The following is an 18,740-nucleotide window of genomic DNA, read 5'->3' on the forward strand; positions in this document are numbered from 1 at the left end:
CCCGCATGCCCGGAGCCGCCCGCCTCAAGGTCGACGGGGGCATTCCCAATCGGCTCGCGGAGGTGGCCGACGCGTCCGCCGCTTTGGAAGAACGCGGCTATGACGGGGGCTGGACGGCCGAAACCAATCACGACCCTTTCCTTCCGTTGCTGCTGGCCGCGGAACACACCTCGCGCCTAGAACTTGGCACCAACATCGCGGTCGCATTCGCGCGTAATCCGATGATCGTCGCCAACGTCGGCTGGGATCTGCAGGCGTACTCGAAGGGGCGGTTCATCCTCGGGCTGGGAACCCAGATCCAGCCGCACATCGAAAAGCGGTTCAGCATGCCGTGGAGTCATCCGGCGCGCCGGATGGCCGAATTCGTGTCTGCGTTGCGTGCCATCTGGTCGGCATGGGCGGACGGCACCAAACTTCGCTTCGAGGGCGATTTCTACACCCACAAGATCATGACGCCGATGTTCACCCCCGAGCCGCAGCCATATCCGCCGCCGAAGATCTTTCTGGCCGCCGTGGGGGAAGCGATGACCGAGATGTGCGGCGAGGTGGCCGACGGTCACCTGGGACACCCGATGGTCTCCAAGCGCTACCTCGACGAGGTGACCGTGCCGGCGCTGCTGCGCGGGATGCAACGGAGCGGACGCGACCGCGGCGACTTCGAGGTGTCGTGCGAAGTGCTCGTCGCCACCGGTCGCGACGACGCCGAACTGGCCACCGCCACCGCCACGGTGCGCAAGCAGATCGCCTTCTACGGCTCGACACCGGCCTACCGCAAGGTTCTCGACCTGCACGGCTGGGGCGAGCTGCACAGCGAACTGCACCGCCTTTCGCTCGCGGGGGAGTGGGACGCGATGGGATCGCTCATCGACGACGAGATGCTTGCGGCCTTCGCCGTTGTGGGACCGGTCGACAGCATCGCCGCTGGGCTGAGGAACCGTTGCGAGGGCGCGGTCGACCGAATCCTGCCGATCTTCCTGACCACTTCTGCGACCTGTATTACCGCCGCCTTAAAGGAGTTTCACCAGTGAGCGCACCGACGATGGACGAGGCCGCGAAGCTATTGGCGGACCCGTTGGCGTACACCGACGAGCGGCGGCTGCACGCCGGGCTGACGCACCTGCGGGCCCACGCCCCGGTGGCCTGGGTGGACGTTCCGCACTACCGGCCGTTCTGGGCGATCACCAAACACGCCGACATCATGGACATCGAACGCGAAAACATGCTTTTCACCAACTGGCCGCGGCCCGTACTGACGACCGCGGCGGGCGATGACATGCAGGCCGCCGCCGGTGTACGCACGCTGATCCATCTGGACGATCCCCAACACCGCGTGGTGCGCGCAATCGGATCCGACTGGTTTCGCCCAAAGGCGATGCGGGCGTTGAAGCTTCGTGTCGCCGAACTGGCCAAGATCTACGTCGACAAGATGATGGCAGCGGGCCCCGAATGTGACTTCGTTCAGGAAGTCGCCGTCAATTACCCGCTCTACGTGATCATGTCGCTGCTGGGGCTGCCGGAGGCCGATTTTCCGCGCATGCTCAAGCTCACCCAGGAGTTGTTCGGCAGTGACGACTCCGAATTCAAACGGGGCAGCACGAACGAGGATCAGCTGCCGGCGTTGTTGGATATGTTCGGATACTTCAACGGTGTGACGGCGTCTCGCCGCGAACATCCGACCGAGGACCTCGCGTCGGCGATCGCGAACGCCCGCGTCGACGGCGAACCCCTCTCGGACATCGACACCGTTTCCTACTATCTGATCGTGGCCACCGCGGGCCACGACACCACGAGTGCGACCATCTCCGGTGGCCTGCAAGCGCTCATCGAGAATCCCGACCAGCGCCACCGGCTGCGCGAAAACCTGGACCTGATGCCGCTGGCCACCGAGGAGATGATCCGCTGGGTGACCCCGGTCAAGGAATTCATGCGGACCGCCGCCAAGGACACCACGGTGCGTGGAGTGCCCATCGCCGCGGGGGACTCGGTGCTGCTGTCCTACGTATCGGCCAACCGCGACGAGGACGTCTTCGTCGATCCGTTCCGCTTCGACGTCGGCCGTGACCCCAACAAGCACCTGGCGTTCGGCTACGGTGTGCACTTCTGCATGGGTGCCGCGCTGGCCCGCATGGAGGTCAGCAGTTTCTTCGCCGAGCTGCTGCCGCGGCTCAAATCCATTGAACTGAGCGGTGACCCGCAACTGGTCGCCACCACCTTCGTCGGCGGGCTCAAACATCTACCGGTTCGGTACTCGCTGGCTTGAGTGCGGCGACCCCTCGACCGGAGGTGTTCGCGCGCCCGCTGTCGCTACACTCCCCGTGGAGGTCGAGGCAATGGCGCGTAGGACGATTGTCATCACCGGCGCCAGCGACGGCATCGGCGCCGCCGCGGCCCGCCGGATCAGCCACGGCGGCGGCAACGTGGTACTGGTGGGACGCTCGCAGAGCAAGACCGCGGCCGTCGCCGCGGAGCTCGACGCCGACTACTTCGCCGCTGACTTCGCCGACCTGTCTCAGGTGCGGGCCCTGGCGGACAAAATCCGGTCCGAGTACCCGCGCATCGACGTGCTGGGCAACAACGCCGGGGGAGTGTTCACCAAGCCGCGGCGGACGGCCGACGGCCATGAGATCACTCTCCAAGTCAACTACCTGGCGCCGTTCCTGCTCACCACGCAGTTGCTGGACGTTCTGGTCGGTTCGCGAGCCACGATCGTCAACACGTCCAGTTCGTCTCAGCGACTGTTGCGCAAAGTCAAGCTCGCTGATTTCGATGCAACGGACCGGCGCCGGCCCAGCACCGCCTATGCATTGGCGAAGCTGGCAAACATCTTGTTCACCAAAGAATTGCATCGGCGCTTCTCCGCCGACGGTCTTTCGGTGGCGGTGGTACACCCGGGTTTCGTCAACACCAACATCGGCCAATCATCTGGCTCGCGGTTCCTGACCGCCATGCAACGGACGCCGGTCAGTCGGATGATCAAATCGGCGGATCACGGCGCCGATCAGCTGGTCTGGCTGGCCACGAGCGTGCCCGGCATCGACTGGACCTCCGGCGAATACTACGCGAAAGGCAAAGTTGCCAAGCCCAATCGGGCGGCCGGCGATCCCGTCCTGGCACGCGAATTGTGGGATCACACTATGGCCAAGGTCGTTTGAGAGCTGGCAACGTCGGAGGCTCGGTACTCGAGAGGAAGCTCATGCTAGGGATCCATCACGCGGCGATCTGCACCGCCGACATCGAACTTTCGATGAAGTTCTGGCGCGACGGCCTGGGATTCACCGAACTGTTCGGCCACACCTTCACCGGCGACTGGCCAGAACTGTTCGGCGCGAAGACCGATCGGCTTCAGTCGGTATTCCTCGGCGATCCGCAGGCACCAGATACAGGGATCGTCGAGCTGGTTGGGTTTGAGGGCGCCGGCGAAGCGCAGCCCGCATCGGTGGGCCCCCGGCACGGCTTCTTCTTGCTCTCGGTGCAGCGCGATGTGGACGAAACACTCTCAGCGCTGGCCGGATTGGGCTTCACCGACGGTGTTCGCCGGATCACCGTTGCGGCCCCGGCGGGAAAGTCCGTCCCGATGGCCGTCATCACCGCACCCGATGGAGTAGTGGTCGAGTTGATCGGGCCCGCGCAATGAGCGCCTCGAGCGCCGTGGTGACGGGGGGCGCCTCTGGGATCGGGTGGGAGGTCACCCGACGGCTGCGCGACGCCGGCCACGATGTCGTGGTGTGGGATCTGTCCGGTGGCGACGTCGTCTGCGACGTCAGCGATCCCGACGCGGTGTCGGCGGCGATGGAACGAACCGTGCGCGAGCACGGCACGCCGACCCGGGTAGTCACCTGCGCCGCGATCGGTGCTTCGGGTTTGTTGCTCGAACAGCCGCTCGACGAGTGGCAAAGGGTGCTGTCGACAAACCTGACCGGCACCTGGCTCACCATTCGTGCCGCGGCGCGAGCCATGATCGACGCCGCGGTTGGCGGCTCCATCGTGGCGGTCTCCAGCATCAGCGCCACCGTCGCCGACCGGGACATGGGAGCGTACTGCGTCTCGAAGGCGGGGGTGAACATGCTGGTGAAGGTCGCCGCCGAGGAATGGGGCGGCCATGGCATCCGGGTAAACGCAGTGGGTCCCGGGGTCACTCGCACACCGATGCTGCCCAATCCCGAGGCCCTGCCCGGTTGGGTGGAGGGGCTTTCCGAAAGAACCGTACTGGGCGGGCGGGGGAGGCTTCCGATGTCGCCGCCGCTATCGCGGGCGTCCTCGAATTACCCTGGGTGACCGGCCAAATCGTGCATGCCGACGGCGGCTTGGCGCTACACAGCCCGATCGACGCGTATGGGCAGTTGCAGCGGGTGCTGAACCGCTGGAAATAACCTCAGGCGATCCCGAAATCGATGACGCCCCGGACTATCCTGCCGTTGAGCAGATCGTCGTAGGCGTCGTTGACCTCATCGAGGCGATAACGCTTGGTGATCATCTCGTCGAGCTGAAGCTGGCCGGTCTCATAGAGCCGGGCCAGCCGGGAGATGTCCGCCTTCGGGTTGCACGAGCCGAATATGGTGCCCGCCAACGTCTTATTCATCAGGATGAAGTCCTGGAGATCGATCTTGACCGACCGGGTCAACTGCGAGGTCATGCCGGTGAGCACGCAGGTGCCGCCCTTGCGGGTGAGCTGCACCGCGTCGCGGACGTCCTCGGCGGTGATCAGCGACGGTGACACCACGACCGCGTCGGCCATCACTCCGTACGTCAGGCCCCGCACCAGATCCAGCGCCTCGGCGATCGTGCCCGCGCTGTGCGTCGCCCCGAATCGCAGCGCCGACTTCTGTTTGAACTCCACCGGGTCGACGGCCACTATCTGGGCGGCGCCGTTGATCCGGGCACCCTGGATCGCGCCCGTGCCGATCCCGCCGACGCCGATCACCACAACGGTATCGCCGGCGCGCATGCTCGAGCGGTTGGCGACCGAACCGTAACCGGTGGGGATGGCGCAGGACAGCAGCGCGCTCGAGGTCAGTGGCAGGTGCTGTTCGATCTTCACCAGTGAATTCGTGGACACCACGGTGTGTTCGGCGAAAGCGCCGATTTTGGCGATGTGACCCAGCTTGTGGCCGTCGGCGGTGTGGTGGCGGAAGGTGCCGTCGGTCGGCATCCCGGGGATCATCGTGCCGATCCCGACGTCGCAAAGGTACTCGATTCCACTTGCGCACCAACGGCATTGGCCGCACACGGCGACGAACGACATCACCACGTGGTCTCCGGGGGCGAAGTCGGTGACACCGGGGCCGATTTCCCGCACGATGCCGGACCCCTCGTGGCCGCCGATCGTCGGGAACATGGTCGGCAGCCCCATCGACCGCATCACCTCGTTGGGCGCTGACATGTCGCCTTTGAGGATGTGGTCGTCGGAGTGGCACAAGCCGGCCGCCGCCATCTGCACCAGGACCTCGCCGGTCTTGGGGGGATCGAGCTCGAAATCCTCGACGGACCAAGGCCCGCCGACGTCGTGCAGGATCGCCGCGCGGCTTCTCATGCGGCGGGGACGAACGTGACCGGAAGTTTGTTCGGCGACCGGAAGGTCAGCCCGACGATCTTGGATTCCACTCCCGTTCCGTCATCGGGTACGAACGCCAGATGGTCGACGCGGTCGAAAAGGCTGTTCAGGATGACGCGCGTTTCCAGCCGGGCCAAGTGCATGCCGAGGCACATATGGATACCCCCGGCGAAGGCGATGTGGGCTTGGCGCGGCCGGCGGATGTCGAACGTATTCGGATCGGTCCAGCGGCTCTCGTCGCGATTGGCCGAGCCCATACACATGTCGATCTGAGCCTCGGCCGGAATGGCCTTGCCGCCGATCTCGACCTCCTCGGTCGTGGTGCGCATGACCATGGTCAGCGGCGTTTCGAACCGTAGGCCCTCCTCGATCGCCATCGGGATCAACGACCGGTCCTGGGTGACCATGGCCAATTGTTCGGGATGGGTCAGGAGCAGGTAGAGCAGATTGCCCGATGAGCGATACGTGGTTTCCAGGCCCGCCGGCAGCAGCAACCGCAAAAACGCGATGATGGCCTCGTCGGTGAGTTTCTCCCCGTCGATCTCGGCGGCAACCAGGTCGCCGATGATGTCATCGGTGAGCCTGCGCCGGCGCTGCTCGACTTGTTTGAGGAAGTAGCCGTGGAGCTCGTTGGCGGCGTTCAATCCCGCCACGATGTCGGTTGGGATCGAGATCAGGTCGAGGGACAACCGCCTGAAGAAGTCCAGATCTTCAGCGGGCAGACCGAGCAGCGTCGAGATGATCCGCGTAGGAAATTCGAAAGTCAGCGCCTTCACCAGATCGGCATGCCCGTCGTTCTTGATTTCGTCGACCAGCTGATCGCAGACCGGCCCGATGACCGAGGGTTCCCAGCGCTCCAGCGCGGTTGCCCGAAACGCCTTGGCCACCAGGTTGCGGTGATCGTGATGCTCCCTGCCGCCCATCGCCAGGATGGTGTGTCCCATCACCAACCCGATCGTCTTGTCGTAGGCGGCTGACGTGAAGATCCGGTCGTCGCGAAAGGCTTGGGATACACCGTCGTAATCAAAGAGGACCCACTCGTCACTGGGCCGCAGCTCTTCGGGCAGCTGGCTGTTATCGCTCAGCGAACCGTGCCATACCGGGTCGGTGTGGCGCATGTGCTCAAAGAACGGGTACGGGCTGAGTTCGCCGGTGAAATCGAGTGTGGGTACAACGGGCTGCCCGTTCGAGCCAGTGCTGAGCGTCATCAGCGCTCCTCCTGAAACAACCGATAAGGCCGTTCACGCGGACCGGACTGCGAGTGCCCGCGAAATCCACGGCGATGTAACCGAGCTGAAAATAGCTATCATAGTATAGATAGCAACGAAGCCCAACGACGCGTCGGTCGGCGGGCCGGACGCACCCGATGTAGACGTGCTGACGGCCGACCGGATACGGCCCCGTTTCTACCGCGACGCCCGCTCGCCGGGCTCGTTTCGCGCCGGCGGCCACCTGGTGTGTCAGCGCGTAAATGCGCAGGTCTACCTTGAAGGTGGCTTCCGTCAAGGCTCACCTTGCGGACCGCCGTTGAGCCCGCACGACGAGCCCGAAGATGAGTTGATATGACACAGACCAACCCGGCCCGCCCACACGGCCTCAACCGCCTCGATCCGGTGCTGCGCGATGCGGCCCTGGAGCTGGGCGCCTTCGAATTTCGCGCCGAGACGCTGCCCGCAGAGCGGGAGCACGCCAACCTGCTGGCCGCGCAGCGCTCCGCAGCGGCCGACACCACTGGCATCTGTGTCGATTCGCGATCGATCGCCGGTCCGGACGGTCAGCAGCTCGGCCTGCGCTTGTATCGCGGCCGCACGGAATCCCCAGCGCCGCTGCTGCTGTACGCCCATGGCGGCGGATTCGTCACCGGAAACTTGGAGACCGACCATGCGCACTGTGTGGAGCTGGCCCGTGACGGCGGTTGCCTGGTGGTTTCGGTCGACTACCGGCTCGCCCCCGAAAATCCGTGCCCGGCAGCACTCGACGATGTGGAAGCGGCTTTCCGTTACGCCACCGAAAATAGCGCCGAGTTGGACGCCGACGCCGGCCGCATCGCGGTAATGGGCCGCGATGCCGGTGCGGCGCTGGTCGCGAGTCTGACGCAGCGCATGTTCGACGAGGAAGGTCCGGCCATCCTGATGCAGATCCTGCACCAGCCGATGCTCGATTCCGACGCCACGCCCTCGCGCCGCGAGTTCCAGCGCACTCCGGGCCTGAACGGACCGGCCGTGAGCCGGGCGTGGAACCACTATCTGGGCCACGCCAGCGCCAACGGTCAGCACGTGCCCGCGCACCGGGCCAATCTCGAGGGCCTGCCGCCCACGTTCGTCAGCTGCTCTGAGATCGATCCGTGCCGCGACGAGGCCATCGACTATGCCAACCGGCTGTTGCACGCGTACGTCCACACCGAACTGCATGTGATCGCCGCGACCTTCCACGGCTTCGACTCGATGGTGCCCGATTGGGTGGTTTCCCAGGAGAATCGGGCGCTGCACGCGCAGGCGCTTCGCCGCGTCTTCGCCATGTAGCGCAACCGGATTCCGGCGGCCCCGACGACCGTGCCATATCCCGTGGTCGATCGCCTCGTTCCGGTTTTTATCGATTGACCTCCGGTATCTCTTACCGTATTAGGCGTTGCTAACATCAGAATCGCCAGCCAACCGAGGACCGATCGGGCGGATATCAAACACTCAAACCGTTTCCGTTGCAGCCGCAGCGATCGAATGTCAAGAAGGACCCCCTCGGCATCATGACCACCCTGGACTCTCCCGAAAAGATCCTCTTCACCTCGACCACCCAGGCGTTCCTGGAGAAGGAAGCGCCCCTGCGGCGGGTTCGGGAACTGCACGCGGCGGGGACGTCGTTCGACCCCGCGTGGTGGCGACGCGCCGCCGAACTCGGCTGGACGGGTCTGCTCGTGCCGGAGGAGATGGGCGGCGGCAGCGTCTCGGAGAACGGCTTCGCCGATCTGGCGATGGTCGCCGAGCAACTCGGCAAGACAGTGGCCCCCGGACCGCTGTATCCGGTCAGTACGGTGCTGGCCGGCCTCGTCGGGTGCACGAACTCCGACGAGCACGCCGGCACCATCGAGGCGCTGATATCGGGCGAATCCGTGGCGTCGTGGGCGGTCTGTGAGCCGGGGGAGGGCTGGGCGCCGCTGAAGCCGTCGGTCACGGCCACCGAAACCGACTCCGGCTACCGCATCGACGGTGTCAAGGACCGCGTCGAGGCGGGCGCCCAGAGTGCGGTTCTACTGGTGGTGGCGCGCAGCGGCACCAACCCCGCCGAGATTCGTCAGTTTCTTGTCCCGACGGACGCGTTAGGGGTCCGCGTCGAACCCCAGCAGTCGGTCGATCTGGTCAAGCAATACGCCCGGGTGCACTTCGACGGTGTCGCGGTGCCACGATCGGCGGCCGTCGGTACCGCCGACGAGACGGCTGCACTCGTCGATCGACAAAGCCAGATCGCGCAGGTGCTGCAATGCGCCGAGGTGGTCGGCGCCCTGCAGACGGTGTTCGATTTCACCGTGCAGTGGGCGCTGGACCGACACACTTTTGGCCGTCCGTTGGCGTCCTACCAGGCCCTCAAACACAAATTCGCGGACATGAAACTCTGGCTGGAAGCCTGTCGCGCCACCACCTCGGCTGCGGTCGCAGACGTGGCCGCCCTCGCGCCGGAAGCGAATCTGTCGGCCAGCATCGCCAAATCCTACGTGGGCGAGATGGCGGGTCAGGTCGTGCAGGCGTGTGTGCAGATGCATGGCGGCATCGGCGTCACCTGGGAACACGACCTGCACCTGTACCTCCGCCGGATCACGTTGTATCGCGGCACATTCGGGACGCCGGAGGAGCATAATCTGCGCGTATACGAGTGGGAAAAGGCGGGTCGTTCGGCGAAATGATGAGCATCCGATGACGCCGACCGAGTCCGTTGCGGAGTTCGCCGCCCGGGCCAGGGCGTGGCTGGCGGACAACATGCCCGCCATCGACAGTGAGGCCCCGCCCGCCGCGCCGCGCGACGAGGAACGATCGTGGCTGAGGGCCAGGGAACTGCAAAAGCGGTTGTATGACGGCGGATTCGCCGGCATCTGCTTTCCCCGTGAGTACGGCGGACTTGGGCTGGACTACGAGTACCAGATGGCATTCGACGTCGAATCCCTCGATTATGAAATGCCGTTGATCCTCAACACCCCGACGTTCACCATCTGCTGCGCCACGCTGCTCGACACCGGCAGCGAAGACCAGAAAAGGCAGCACATCGCCGCCGCGCTGCGCGGCGAGGAAGTGCTGGTGCAGTTGTTGAGTGAACCCAGCGGCGGATCGGACCTGGCGGGTGTGCTCACCCGGGCCGAGCGGCGCGGTGACCGTTGGATCATCAACGGCGCCAAGACCTGGAGCACGAGCGCGTTCGCCGCCGATTACGGCCTGTGTCTGGCCCGTACCGACTGGGATGTGCCCAAGCACGAGGGCCTGACGATGTTCCTGGTGCCCATCGCGCATCCGGGAATCACATTGCGGCACATCACGATGCTGAGCGGATCAAAAGAATTCTGCGAAGAGTTCCTCGACGGCGTCGACGTCGGAGACGACGCTGTCGTCGGGGAGGTCAACGGCGGCTGGGCGGTGGCGTCCCGGCAGCTGTACCACGAACGCCGGGCGGTGGGGCAGGGGTCCGAATTCGCCAGCGGCAGTGGCAGCGAGGGCGGCAACGCGATCCCCGTCGACTACGTGGCGCTTGCGGAGAAGACCGGGCAAGCCGACAACGAACGCGTGCACGAGATGGCCGGTCGCGCCCTGGTGCACCGCGCGGTGGCCGAACAACTGATCGGGCACGTGTATCGCTGCGTCAGAGACGGCGTGCTGCCGCCGGCCGCCGGAACACTCATCAGGCTGTTTCACTCCGAAACCACGACCACCGGTGTCGACACGGCGCTGGCGATCGCGGGAAGTGCCGGCGTGGTGGGGGAGCAGGGCGCCGGACTCGAAACGGGCCTGCGGTATCTATCCCGTCAGACCGTTGCCATCGGCGGCGGCACCACGGAGATGGCCCGCAACGTCATCGGCGAGCGGGTCTTGGGCTTCCCACGGGAATACGCCGCGGACCGCGGGGTGCCGTTCAATCAGGTGCGGCACGGCGAGCGGGCGGATCGGGCCTAACCCTCGGCGACGAGGTTCTCGGCGAGGCCGCTGACCACCGGGAGCTGCACCAGCGATAAGACGTGGTGCGCAGGGCTTCCCGGCGGGGCCACCAGCACGTACTCGCTGCCCTGTCGGTGCGCGCGCTCGCGGGCGGCCGCCAGCGCGCTGACACCGGCCGATCCGAGGTGGGTGACACCGGTGAGATCGACCGTCAATGGTGCGACGCCGGAACGGCTTTCGACCGCGATCTGACGGTCCAGCGTGGAAGCGGTGTTCGAGTCGACGTCGCCGCTGACCTCGATGCGCCCCGGCTCGCTGACCTTGGAGACGAATTCCGCGTTGACCGACCGCCGGTTGGTAGCCCGGGCGACCGCTGAATCCGTGACGAAATTCGCCGACCGTGAAAGTAGATGCGTCACCCTGGCGGTCGTGCCATCGGCTCCACGACTGACGTGCGCTTCCGACACCAGGGCCTCGGCCACGGCGAGGCCGCGGCCCCGGCCCGCCTCGCCCTCGCGGTGATCCTTCCACCGTCCATGGTCGGTCACCGAGGCGTGTAGGTGGCCATCGCCGGACAGCGTTGCCTCGACGATGACGCCGTCGGGAACTTCTGTGCCATAACCGTGCTCGACCGCGTTCTCGACGAACTCCGATATCGCATGTACCACATCGGAGATGTCGTCGGTGTCCGCGCCGATCTCCGACAGCCATTGCCTGAGGCGGGTCCTCACTGTGCGCGCGGCCCGGATGGTCGCATCAACTGTCAGGTGCAGCGGTGGGGGTGGTGTGCGGCGTTGCGCCGCAAGAAGCGTCACGTCGTCGCTGTAGCCCGTCGAACGCAGCAACAATTCCAACGTCTCCGAACAGATTCGGTCGATCGGCCGTACCGATGTCTCGATGACGAAGCCGCGCTGGCCGCCGACGATATTTGCGGTCAGCTCGGCGAACTCGGCTGTGCTGGCGCCCAGTGGCCGGCCGGGTCTTTCGATCAGGCCGTCGGTGTAAAGCAGGATCGAGTCGCCCACGTCGAGGAATTCGGTGCGGACCGGAAAGCCGATCCCACTGCCGAGTGGACCCGCGCCGGAAGGCTCGAGATAGCGGGCGGTCGCGTCCGCCGTGACCAGTAACGGCGGCGGATGTCCGGCGGTGCAGTAGCTGAATTCTCCGGTACCGAAGTCGAGGGAACCGACGCAGATCGTGGCGGTGTTCGAGCCGGGGACGTGCTTGCGGAATCGGTCGACAGCCTCGAGGGCCTCAGCGATCGGGTACCCCGCCACGACCTGCATCCGCAGCGCGGTCCGCAGCTGCGACATCACCGCCGCCGCTTGAACGCCGTGCCCGACGACATCCCCGACGACGAGCGCCAGCCGGTCGCCGAGCGGTATCGCGTCGAACCAGTCGCCGCCGGCCGCGGTGTCCTCCGCGGCGACGAGGTACTGCGCGGTCACGTCCGCGCCGGGAATGATCGGCACTGACGGCGCCAGTAGCGCCTGCTGCATCACGGTGGCGGAATCGCGGACGTTGCGGTACCGCTTCGACATCTCCTCGAGGCGTGCGTCGGCGGTCATCCGGGTCTGCACCCGGCTCGTGACGTCGACGAAGGCCAGCTGTACGCCCTCTATCGAGCCGTCCGCTGCGCGGCGCGGCGTGACGATGAAGTCGAAGAAGTGCTCCTGGGCGCGGCCCTCGCCTTCGAAGTCGGCCTGCACCCGCCATTCTGTGCCCGATTGGGTCTCGCCCGTTTGATACACCCGATCGAACAGCTGAAAAATCTGTTGGCTCTCCAGCTCGGGATAAACCTCGCGTGCGAGTAGCCCAATTGGATCAATTGCCGGGCCGAGTGCTCGGTAAGCCGCATTGGTCGCGACAAATCGGTGGTCGGGCCCTTCAAGTCCGACCAACAGCGCCGGAACATTCTCGAAGACGCGGCGTACGTCGTCTGCCGCACCGACGGATCTGTCCCAATCGTTTTCGGCCACCATCCGGCCGTTCCTCCTAGCGGCCTCCGGGCAGCCCGCAGGGCGGGGCGGGTCGAAAACCGGTTCAAAAGGGCTGACCTATTTGCACACGTAGTCGTTCAGATTAGCAATTGTTGTGGCGCGCGCATCCATCGGTTGATAGGCGCCTCAAAGGTGTCGGCAATGTAGGTGACAAATGGATTGACGGCTGCGAAAACCGCGAGCCGTGAATCCGCGGAGCGGCCCGTTTGCGTGCCTGCGAGGCGGGTACCTCGCAGACGTGGCCGATCTCGTGGCGCGACGCACGATGGCGCTCTGGCGGCGTCTCCTGTCGTCACCTGTGCTGACCTTGAACGGCTGGGTGGCGTTCAACCTGCCGCGCGCCGTGACCGCACTGGGCGGGGCGCTGCTGACCGGGCTGGTCGCGGTGCACGTCTACGTCCTGATCGCGGAGCCGGACCTGCCGGGTTATTTCGCCGCCTACGTGCTGGTGCTGGCGGCGGGATGCCTGACCGCCGCGAGTGCCACCGTGGTCGGTATCAAACCCTCTGTGCCCCAGGCGGGTTGGTATCTCGGCAGTATGACCTGCTTGGCCTTTCTCGCCGTGTATCTGGTCACCCGCTGGGTCAGCCTGCCCGGTCTCGTAACGGTGACCGGCCGATGGGACTTCGCGCCCGGAACGTTGGGGATGGCCTGCGCGGCGGGGTTCATCGCCGTGCACACGACCGTGCTGTCGGGCATCAACGTCGCCTACCCGCGACGCCAACAGTGGTACGACTGACGGAGTTCGGCATGACAACGTTGGACTATCCGGCATGGCTGCGCATCGATCACTGGCTGAACGTTTTGTTCGTGACGCTGATTCTGCGCAGCGGTATCGAGATACTGGCGACCCACCCCAAGTTGTACTGGCACGACGACAGCAAGCCGGGCACCGAGTGGGCACGCTTCACCCGAAAGGTGATGCCGCGGGACAGGATCTACGACACCCTTGACGAGGAAGAGGACTACAGCCCGTTCATTTCGTTGCCCGGTCGCGCACAGCTGGGCATGGGCCGGCACTGGCACTTTTTTGTGGTCATCTGCTGGATCCTGCTGGGCCTGTCCTACTACATCCTGTTGTTCGCCACCGGCCAATGGCATCGTTACTGGCCCGCCTCGTGGTCGATCTTCCCCGAAGCATGGGACGACATCGTCACCTACCTGACGTTCAACTTGCCGCCGACGTTGCCCGGTGAGCCATTGGACGCCATGCAGAAGCTCACCTATGCCGGGGTCGTCTTTGTCCTTGCGCCGTTTCAGATCCTGACCGGGGCCGCACAGTCGCCGGCGATCGAGGCCCGGTTCCCTTGGTACGTCCGAATGTGGGGCGGCCGCCAATGGGCCCGCAGCTTGCACTTTCTGGGCCTTATCGCGTTCCTGGTCTTCATCGTGATTCACCTGTCGATGATTTTCTTCTGGGGATGGGGCAGACTCACCGCGTCGATGATCTTCGGCGCGGTCCGTAACACGCACTGGGCCACTGCCATCTCGCTGCTGATCATCGCGGCGATCGTCGCCGTCCACGTCGCGGCGACCGTCTGGAGCCTGCGCAACCCACGGTCGGTGCAGCGCGTGCTGGGTGCGGTCGTCACCGCGGCCCGTATGCTGCTGCTCAGGCCGCTGAACTCCCGGCAGAACTATCCCTCGCACAAGATCTCCAAACAGCACCGAGTCAACGGGAAGCCGCCCACCAGCACGGAATACAAAGTGATGGCGGTGCACAACTTCGTGGACTGGCGGCTGCGGGTCGGCGGGTTGGTGGAAAACCCGGTGAGCCTGGACCTCGGCGCGCTGCGCGCGCTGGCCGAGTCCGAAACGCAGTGCGTGATGCACAACTGCGTCCAGGGCTGGACCAGCATCGGCGAATGGACCGGAGTGCATCTGCATCAGCTCGTGGACTTGGTACGGCCGCTGCCTCAGGCTCGTTACATCTGCTTTTTGACCATGCAGGACAACAGCACCGACGAGCCGGCATCACACGGCGGAGGTCAGTTCTACGAGGTGCTCGACCTGGAGTTCGCCGACAAGCCGCAGACGCTGCTCGCTTATGAAATGAACGGCGCGCCGCTGCCCATCAAACACGGTGCGCCCTTGCGCCTAAGGGTGGAAACCCAGGTCGGTTTCAAAATGGCCAAGTGGATCAACCAGATCGAATTCGTCGACGACTACACCGGGATCGGCATGGGCACCGGCGGCTGGCGCGAGGATCGCGTGTACTACGACAAGGACGTGGAAATCTGAGATGACCGAACGGCTGACCGACGGAGTCGGGGTACGGCCCGAGCTGATCAGCTTGGACGCGGTGGCCCATCATCGCGTACACGAGCAGATCGCAGCGAAGGGTGGGCACTGCGAGGCTTGCGGTGCAACGGATTTCGCCATCGGCGAAGCGCTCTATCTGGGTTTTTTGTTCTTGAACGAAGATGCCGACGCCTACATGGTGGCGCTCACCTGCCGCAACCCGGACTGTCCCAAGCCGCGGACCGCGATCAGATTGCGCGACACAGACTTTCTCACTTACGTCGGAAGCGACTCGGGCGCTTCCGGGGGCGCTGCCCCTTAGCATCACCGTCCGTCGAATCCGGAAGTCGCGGCCGGGCCAGGTCGAATCGCTCTATCAGCGGTGACAACTCGCGAAGCTGGTCGCACAGCGATCGGAACCGCCGCTGGTCGTCATCGCCGAGTTGTCCCAGCGAACCGTAATACGCCACGCGCGGCAGTCGTCCCGCAAGCGCGGTACCCCACCTGATGCTCAGGTCGTAGATCTCTTCGTCGTCGACATCTTCGCGCTGCCCGAGTTTTTGGAGCGCCTCGATCTGCTCGGTGACAACGGCGACGTCGTCATCGATACTGACCGGCTTTCCGTGCGATTCGACGCTCATCTGTCCTCCTCGTCCTAATGCGCCTCAATGACCCTCGCGCACCACGTGGCGAATACCCCTTTCGCGTGACCGCACGCCGGCACGACACACCGGATCCCCGCGAGGTGACGGCGTCGCCCGCTGTCACGACCGCACCCGTTTACGCCCGGCGCCGGAGGGTACCTGTCCGACACTGTGCATCCGACTCGTCGGCACACCGATGGCTCGCCGCAGTCGCGAGTCCTGATTGGATTTCCTCTTCGGTTCGAAGGAGGTAGCGATGAGTGGCCTAGCAGTGCAGTTCTTCGACGGGTGGGAGCCCGCCGCCTACGCTGCCCTCAAGGCGCTGGCCTTGTTCGGCACGGCGGTCGCGGCTTTCCGGCTCGTGCTGCGGCGAACCATCGCCGAGTTCACGCCGTTCGACTGGGTAACGGCAGTAGCGGTCGGCGCCATCGTAGGACGTACCGCGACTGCCGCCGACACCTCGTGGTTCACCGGGACCGCAGCGTTGCTCACTCTGATCGCCGCCCACGACCTCGTCGCGCGGCTGCGCCCGATCCCATGGGTTCGCCGACTCGTTGACCCACCCGTGCGAATTCTGATCAGCGACGGCCGAGTCGAAGACGCGAATTTGAAGCGCTGCAGGCTGACTCGGGCAGATTTGGACGCTATCCTGCGCCAGCACGGTCAACAAACGCCCGCCGGCGTTCGCCTCGCGGTGTTCGAGACCAAAGGGGTGGTCTCGGTTTTCTCCGATGCCGAGCCGTCCGGCACCCTCGACCGATCAGGCTGAGACCGGTTTCTTCGCCGGCGCGGAAACCTTCATGAGCTTCATCAGGTTGCCGCCCATGATCTTGGCGATGTCGGATTCGGAGAAGTCGGTGAGTTCGTCGACGAAACTGATCGGGTCTTTCAGGCCCTCGGGGTGCGGCCAGTCGGAGCCGAACAGCACCCGGTCGGTGCCGACCATGTTGACGATCTCGGTGAAGCGGTCCTCCCAGAACGGGGTGATGTACACGCACCGCTTGAACGCCTCGATCGGGTCTTCGCTGAATGACTGGGGCATCTTCTTGTAAACACCCTTGAGGCCCTTGAAGAGGTCCGGCACCCAGTCCGCACCGTTTTCGATCGACAGGATCCGCAGCTCCGGGTTGCGCGACAGCGCGCCGTGACACACCAGCGCACCCATCGCGTCCAAGATCGGCCGGTGACCCATCGCGAAACTGCGGAACGGGGTCGGCTTGAACGGCAGGAACTCGTCACCGGGCTCCCACACGTTCGCGAATTCGGAATAACCGCTGTCCGAAGCGTGCATTGACACCGGGATCTCGGCCTTGATGCAGGCCTGCCAGAACGGGTCGAACTCCTCGAGCCCGAACGACCGGCTGCCCTTATAGCCGGGTACCGGCGCCGGGCGAACCAGCACGGTGCGCGCCCCGCGCTCGAGACACCACTGGAGTTCTTCCAGTGCGCGGTCCACGATCGGGAGGGTGATCACCGGGGTGGCGAAGATGCGGTCTTGGTAGTTGAACGTCCACTGCTCGTGCATCCACTCGTTCAGCGCGTGGATGACGTCGTGCGTCATCTCCGGGTCATCCTTCATGCGCTCCTCGACCAGACTGGCCAGCGTCGGGAACATCAGGGCGTAGTCGATGCCGAGTTCGTCCATGACTTCGCGGCGGGCGCCCGGCTCGCGAAAGGCGGGGATCGCCTTCATCGGCTCGCCCAATATCTCGCGGTAGCTCTTGCCCTGCGCGCCGTTGCGGAAGTAGTCCTCCTGGGCGCCTGGCTTGGCGACCTTCTCGAAGGTCGGGTTGGGGATGTACTCGCTGATGTGGCCGCGCACCACGATTTTGGTGCGGCCGCGAACCTGCACGTAGTCGATGACGTTCTTGCGCTTGGCTGGGAGGTATTTGGTCAGCGCTTCCTGCGGCTCGTACATGTGGTTGTCGGCGTCGAACACGGGAAAGGAAAGTTCGCGCGAGGGCATGGCGATCTCCTTGTAAAAGTCTTGGATTCTCTATCGCTGGTAATGACGTTACCACTTTTATGTAATCAGGTGTACGGCCGGCTCAGGTGCCCGGCCAGCTGGGGAGCTTCGGTGTGGCCCCCTCGATGACGGCGAAGTTGACCGTCGCCGTCGCCAACAGCTCGTCGTCGCCGTCTCCGTAGATGTCGACCTGCATCACCATCGCCCGCCGGCCGGAACGCAACATCCGGGGCACCGCGAAGGCCGCGCCCTGCCGTACCGGCCGCAGGTAGCGGATGAACAGGTCCGCGGTGGTCATCGTGGTGCCGGGTTGCAGATAGTCCAGCCCGAATTGTCCGCCCGCCACATCCACGAGCGTGGCGATCAGCCCGCCCTGCAGCGCGCCCGACGTGTTGACGACCGCGGGACTCACCGGCATGGTCATGGCGAATTCGCCGTTGCGGCTGCCGGGACGCATGCCGATCTGGCTGAACAGCTCGGCCAGCGACGGAGCGGCCGATTCCTCGTCGGTGTCGCGGATGCCAAGGGCGCGACTGCAGAAGTCATAGAGCTGGCCGACATCGACCGGTGTCCCGTTCAATTCCGAGCCGAGCCAATGCAATCGCTGCGCACCCATCACCGTCTGCATGACGATGGCCGCCGCGGCGCCGACGTCCAAACCCGGGTTGAAGACTCCCTCCGTGATGCCCTGCCCGACGATGTCGCGAATCAGGCCGTGCAGCGGAGACAGTACCCGGGCGTAGTCGCGAGGGCGGGTCTCGGCCAGGTGCTGGTTGTAGAGGGTCAACGCGCGATTGAGACTGTCCTGGGTGCTCGATTCCGGTTGCTGGCTGAGCCGGTCGATCAGCCATTTCAGTGCCGAGGTGCTGTCCAGGTTCGCGGTTTCGGCGCGCCACGTCCGCGCCGATTGGGCGATGGTTCGATCGAACAGCGCCAGCAGTAACTCGTCCTTGCTGCTGAAGTGTTGGTAGAAAGCTCGGAGCGACGTCTTCGAGCGCGCGACCACCTCTTGCACGGTGAAGTCGGTGCGTCCCGTTTCACCCAGTATCGCGACGGCCGTTTTGATGAAGCGGTCGCCACGGGTGATCTCCACCTCGTCTTCGGGGTCGGCCATGAGCGCTTGGTCCCCTTCCATAGCGCGCAGGTCGCGCTATGAGAATGAGATTACCGCGCGTTGCGCCCGGGCCATACAGCTCGATTGGCCTC

General features: G+C 65.0%; 18 protein-coding genes. 12 read left to right on the forward strand and 6 right to left on the reverse strand.

Annotated elements, in window-relative coordinates; all coding sequences use genetic code 11:
- The first annotated feature begins 5 nt into the window (after positions 1–5).
- The 5 genes from AC5Y4H_RS13455 (at position 6) to AC5Y4H_RS13475 (ending at position 4,275) form a co-directional block, all read left to right on the forward strand.
- Positions 6–1,028, forward strand: coding sequence for an LLM class F420-dependent oxidoreductase (locus AC5Y4H_RS13455; protein ID WP_499982398.1), 1,023 nt, complete (start codon positions 6–8; stop codon positions 1,026–1,028).
- An 11-nt stretch (positions 1,029–1,039) separates the two neighbouring features.
- Entirely contained in the window at positions 1,040–2,260 is a 1,221-nt protein-coding gene (locus AC5Y4H_RS13460) for a cytochrome P450 (protein ID WP_499982576.1), read from the forward strand.
- Between the two features lie 70 nt (positions 2,261–2,330).
- On the forward strand, positions 2,331–3,152 hold the full coding sequence (locus AC5Y4H_RS13465) for an SDR family NAD(P)-dependent oxidoreductase (RefSeq protein WP_499982577.1): 822 nt from the start codon (positions 2,331–2,333) through the stop codon (positions 3,150–3,152).
- Positions 3,153–3,193: 41 nt separating this feature from the next.
- Positions 3,194–3,634, forward strand: a complete 441-nt coding sequence (locus AC5Y4H_RS13470) for a VOC family protein (RefSeq protein WP_499982400.1) — start codon at positions 3,194–3,196, stop codon at positions 3,632–3,634.
- Positions 3,631–4,275 (forward strand): SDR family NAD(P)-dependent oxidoreductase, encoded by a 645-nt coding sequence (locus tag AC5Y4H_RS13475; RefSeq protein ID WP_499982403.1) that lies wholly within the window; start codon positions 3,631–3,633, stop codon positions 4,273–4,275. Before AC5Y4H_RS13470 ends, AC5Y4H_RS13475 begins: the two co-directional genes overlap by 4 nt.
- A gap of 97 nt (positions 4,276–4,372) precedes the next feature.
- Here AC5Y4H_RS13475 and AC5Y4H_RS13480 read toward each other — a convergent pair whose 3' ends face one another.
- Entirely contained in the window at positions 4,373–5,530 is a 1,158-nt protein-coding gene (locus AC5Y4H_RS13480) for a Zn-dependent alcohol dehydrogenase (RefSeq protein WP_499982405.1), read from the reverse strand.
- On the reverse strand, positions 5,527–6,759 hold the full coding sequence (locus AC5Y4H_RS13485; protein WP_499982407.1) for a cytochrome P450: 1,233 nt from the start codon (positions 6,757–6,759) through the stop codon (positions 5,527–5,529). Before AC5Y4H_RS13485 ends, AC5Y4H_RS13480 begins: the two co-directional genes overlap by 4 nt.
- A gap of 354 nt (positions 6,760–7,113) precedes the next feature.
- On the opposite strand from AC5Y4H_RS13485, the gene AC5Y4H_RS13490 reads away from it, so the two are divergent.
- The 3 genes from AC5Y4H_RS13490 to AC5Y4H_RS13500 all read left to right on the forward strand — a co-directional run bounded on the left by AC5Y4H_RS13490 (position 7,114) and on the right by AC5Y4H_RS13500 (position 10,701).
- The gene (locus AC5Y4H_RS13490; protein WP_499982409.1) at positions 7,114–8,073 is read left to right on the forward strand and encodes an alpha/beta hydrolase; all 960 of its coding nucleotides are present in this window, start codon (positions 7,114–7,116) and stop codon (positions 8,071–8,073) included.
- A 221-nt stretch (positions 8,074–8,294) separates the two neighbouring features.
- On the forward strand, positions 8,295–9,446 hold the full coding sequence (locus AC5Y4H_RS13495) for an acyl-CoA dehydrogenase family protein (protein ID WP_499982411.1): 1,152 nt from the start codon (positions 8,295–8,297) through the stop codon (positions 9,444–9,446).
- A gap of 10 nt (positions 9,447–9,456) precedes the next feature.
- The gene (locus tag AC5Y4H_RS13500; protein ID WP_499982413.1) at positions 9,457–10,701 is read left to right on the forward strand and encodes an acyl-CoA dehydrogenase family protein; all 1,245 of its coding nucleotides are present in this window, start codon (positions 9,457–9,459) and stop codon (positions 10,699–10,701) included.
- On the opposite strand, the gene AC5Y4H_RS13505 is transcribed toward AC5Y4H_RS13500, so the two are convergent.
- A complete protein-coding gene (locus AC5Y4H_RS13505; RefSeq protein ID WP_499982414.1) occupies positions 10,698–12,665 on the reverse strand; it encodes a SpoIIE family protein phosphatase in 1,968 nt (655 codons plus the stop codon). The genes AC5Y4H_RS13500 and AC5Y4H_RS13505 overlap by 4 nt on opposite strands.
- A gap of 283 nt (positions 12,666–12,948) precedes the next feature.
- Here AC5Y4H_RS13505 and AC5Y4H_RS13510 point away from each other — a divergent pair, with 283 nt between their 5' ends.
- Genes AC5Y4H_RS13510 through AC5Y4H_RS13520 form a run of 3 tightly spaced genes read left to right on the forward strand, consistent with a single transcriptional unit; the run spans position 12,949 to position 15,246 of the window.
- The gene (locus AC5Y4H_RS13510) at positions 12,949–13,422 is read left to right on the forward strand and encodes an oxidoreductase (protein WP_499982579.1); all 474 of its coding nucleotides are present in this window, start codon (positions 12,949–12,951) and stop codon (positions 13,420–13,422) included.
- Positions 13,423–13,433: 11 nt separating this feature from the next.
- Entirely contained in the window at positions 13,434–14,924 is a 1,491-nt protein-coding gene (locus tag AC5Y4H_RS13515; RefSeq protein ID WP_499982417.1) for a molybdopterin-dependent oxidoreductase, read from the forward strand.
- A 1-nt stretch (position 14,925) separates the two neighbouring features.
- Positions 14,926–15,246, forward strand: a complete 321-nt coding sequence (locus AC5Y4H_RS13520) for a hypothetical protein (RefSeq protein ID WP_499982418.1) — start codon at positions 14,926–14,928, stop codon at positions 15,244–15,246.
- Here AC5Y4H_RS13520 and AC5Y4H_RS13525 read toward each other — a convergent pair.
- Positions 15,197–15,565 (reverse strand): hypothetical protein, encoded by a 369-nt coding sequence (locus AC5Y4H_RS13525; RefSeq protein WP_499982420.1) that lies wholly within the window; start codon positions 15,563–15,565, stop codon positions 15,197–15,199. The two genes, AC5Y4H_RS13520 and AC5Y4H_RS13525, sit on opposite strands and share 50 nt — an antisense overlap.
- Positions 15,566–15,824: 259 nt before the next feature.
- On the opposite strand from AC5Y4H_RS13525, the gene AC5Y4H_RS13530 reads away from it, so the two are divergent.
- Positions 15,825–16,337, forward strand: a complete 513-nt coding sequence (locus tag AC5Y4H_RS13530; protein ID WP_499982421.1) for a DUF421 domain-containing protein — start codon at positions 15,825–15,827, stop codon at positions 16,335–16,337.
- Here AC5Y4H_RS13530 and AC5Y4H_RS13535 read toward each other — a convergent pair.
- Together AC5Y4H_RS13535 and AC5Y4H_RS13540 are read right to left on the reverse strand one after the other, a co-directional pair.
- Complete coding sequence (locus tag AC5Y4H_RS13535) at positions 16,329–17,534, reverse strand: amidohydrolase family protein (protein ID WP_499982424.1); 1,206 nt, start codon at positions 17,532–17,534, stop codon at positions 16,329–16,331. The two genes, AC5Y4H_RS13530 and AC5Y4H_RS13535, sit on opposite strands and share 9 nt — an antisense overlap.
- A gap of 82 nt (positions 17,535–17,616) precedes the next feature.
- Positions 17,617–18,648, reverse strand: a complete 1,032-nt coding sequence (locus AC5Y4H_RS13540; protein WP_499982429.1) for a hotdog fold thioesterase — start codon at positions 18,646–18,648, stop codon at positions 17,617–17,619.
- Between the last annotated feature and the right edge of the window lie 92 nt (positions 18,649–18,740).

This window comes from Mycobacterium sp. NGS58 (genome assembly GCF_059812385.1).

Excerpts from the sequence above, each read along its gene's own strand:
- AC5Y4H_RS13535 (WP_499982424.1), bottom strand. The coding sequence starts at position 17,534 with ATGCCCTCGCGCGAACTTTCCTTTCCCGTGTTCGACGCCGACAACCAC.
- AC5Y4H_RS13475 (WP_499982403.1), top strand. The coding sequence starts at position 3,631 with ATGAGCGCCTCGAGCGCCGTGGTGACGGGGGGCGCCTCTGGGATCGGG.
- AC5Y4H_RS13460 (WP_499982576.1), top strand. The coding sequence starts at position 1,040 with ATGGACGAGGCCGCGAAGCTATTGGCGGACCCGTTGGCGTACACCGAC.
- AC5Y4H_RS13470 (WP_499982400.1), top strand. The coding sequence starts at position 3,194 with ATGCTAGGGATCCATCACGCGGCGATCTGCACCGCCGACATCGAACTT.
- AC5Y4H_RS13520 (WP_499982418.1), top strand. The coding sequence starts at position 14,926 with ATGACCGAACGGCTGACCGACGGAGTCGGGGTACGGCCCGAGCTGATC.
- AC5Y4H_RS13480 (WP_499982405.1), bottom strand. The coding sequence starts at position 5,530 with ATGAGAAGCCGCGCGGCGATCCTGCACGACGTCGGCGGGCCTTGGTCC.
- AC5Y4H_RS13500 (WP_499982413.1), top strand. The coding sequence starts at position 9,457 with ATGACGCCGACCGAGTCCGTTGCGGAGTTCGCCGCCCGGGCCAGGGCG.
- AC5Y4H_RS13455 (WP_499982398.1), top strand. The coding sequence starts at position 6 with ATGCCCGGAGCCGCCCGCCTCAAGGTCGACGGGGGCATTCCCAATCGG.
- AC5Y4H_RS13540 (WP_499982429.1), bottom strand. The coding sequence starts at position 18,648 with ATGGCCGACCCCGAAGACGAGGTGGAGATCACCCGTGGCGACCGCTTC.
- AC5Y4H_RS13515 (WP_499982417.1), top strand. The coding sequence starts at position 13,434 with ATGACAACGTTGGACTATCCGGCATGGCTGCGCATCGATCACTGGCTG.
- AC5Y4H_RS13505 (WP_499982414.1), bottom strand. The coding sequence starts at position 12,665 with ATGGTGGCCGAAAACGATTGGGACAGATCCGTCGGTGCGGCAGACGAC.
- AC5Y4H_RS13490 (WP_499982409.1), top strand. The coding sequence starts at position 7,114 with ATGACACAGACCAACCCGGCCCGCCCACACGGCCTCAACCGCCTCGAT.
- AC5Y4H_RS13495 (WP_499982411.1), top strand. The coding sequence starts at position 8,295 with ATGACCACCCTGGACTCTCCCGAAAAGATCCTCTTCACCTCGACCACC.
- AC5Y4H_RS13485 (WP_499982407.1), bottom strand. The coding sequence starts at position 6,759 with ATGACGCTCAGCACTGGCTCGAACGGGCAGCCCGTTGTACCCACACTC.
- AC5Y4H_RS13465 (WP_499982577.1), top strand. The coding sequence starts at position 2,331 with ATGGCGCGTAGGACGATTGTCATCACCGGCGCCAGCGACGGCATCGGC.
- AC5Y4H_RS13525 (WP_499982420.1), bottom strand. The coding sequence starts at position 15,565 with ATGAGCGTCGAATCGCACGGAAAGCCGGTCAGTATCGATGACGACGTC.
- AC5Y4H_RS13530 (WP_499982421.1), top strand. The coding sequence starts at position 15,825 with ATGAGTGGCCTAGCAGTGCAGTTCTTCGACGGGTGGGAGCCCGCCGCC.
- AC5Y4H_RS13510 (WP_499982579.1), top strand. The coding sequence starts at position 12,949 with ATGGCGCTCTGGCGGCGTCTCCTGTCGTCACCTGTGCTGACCTTGAAC.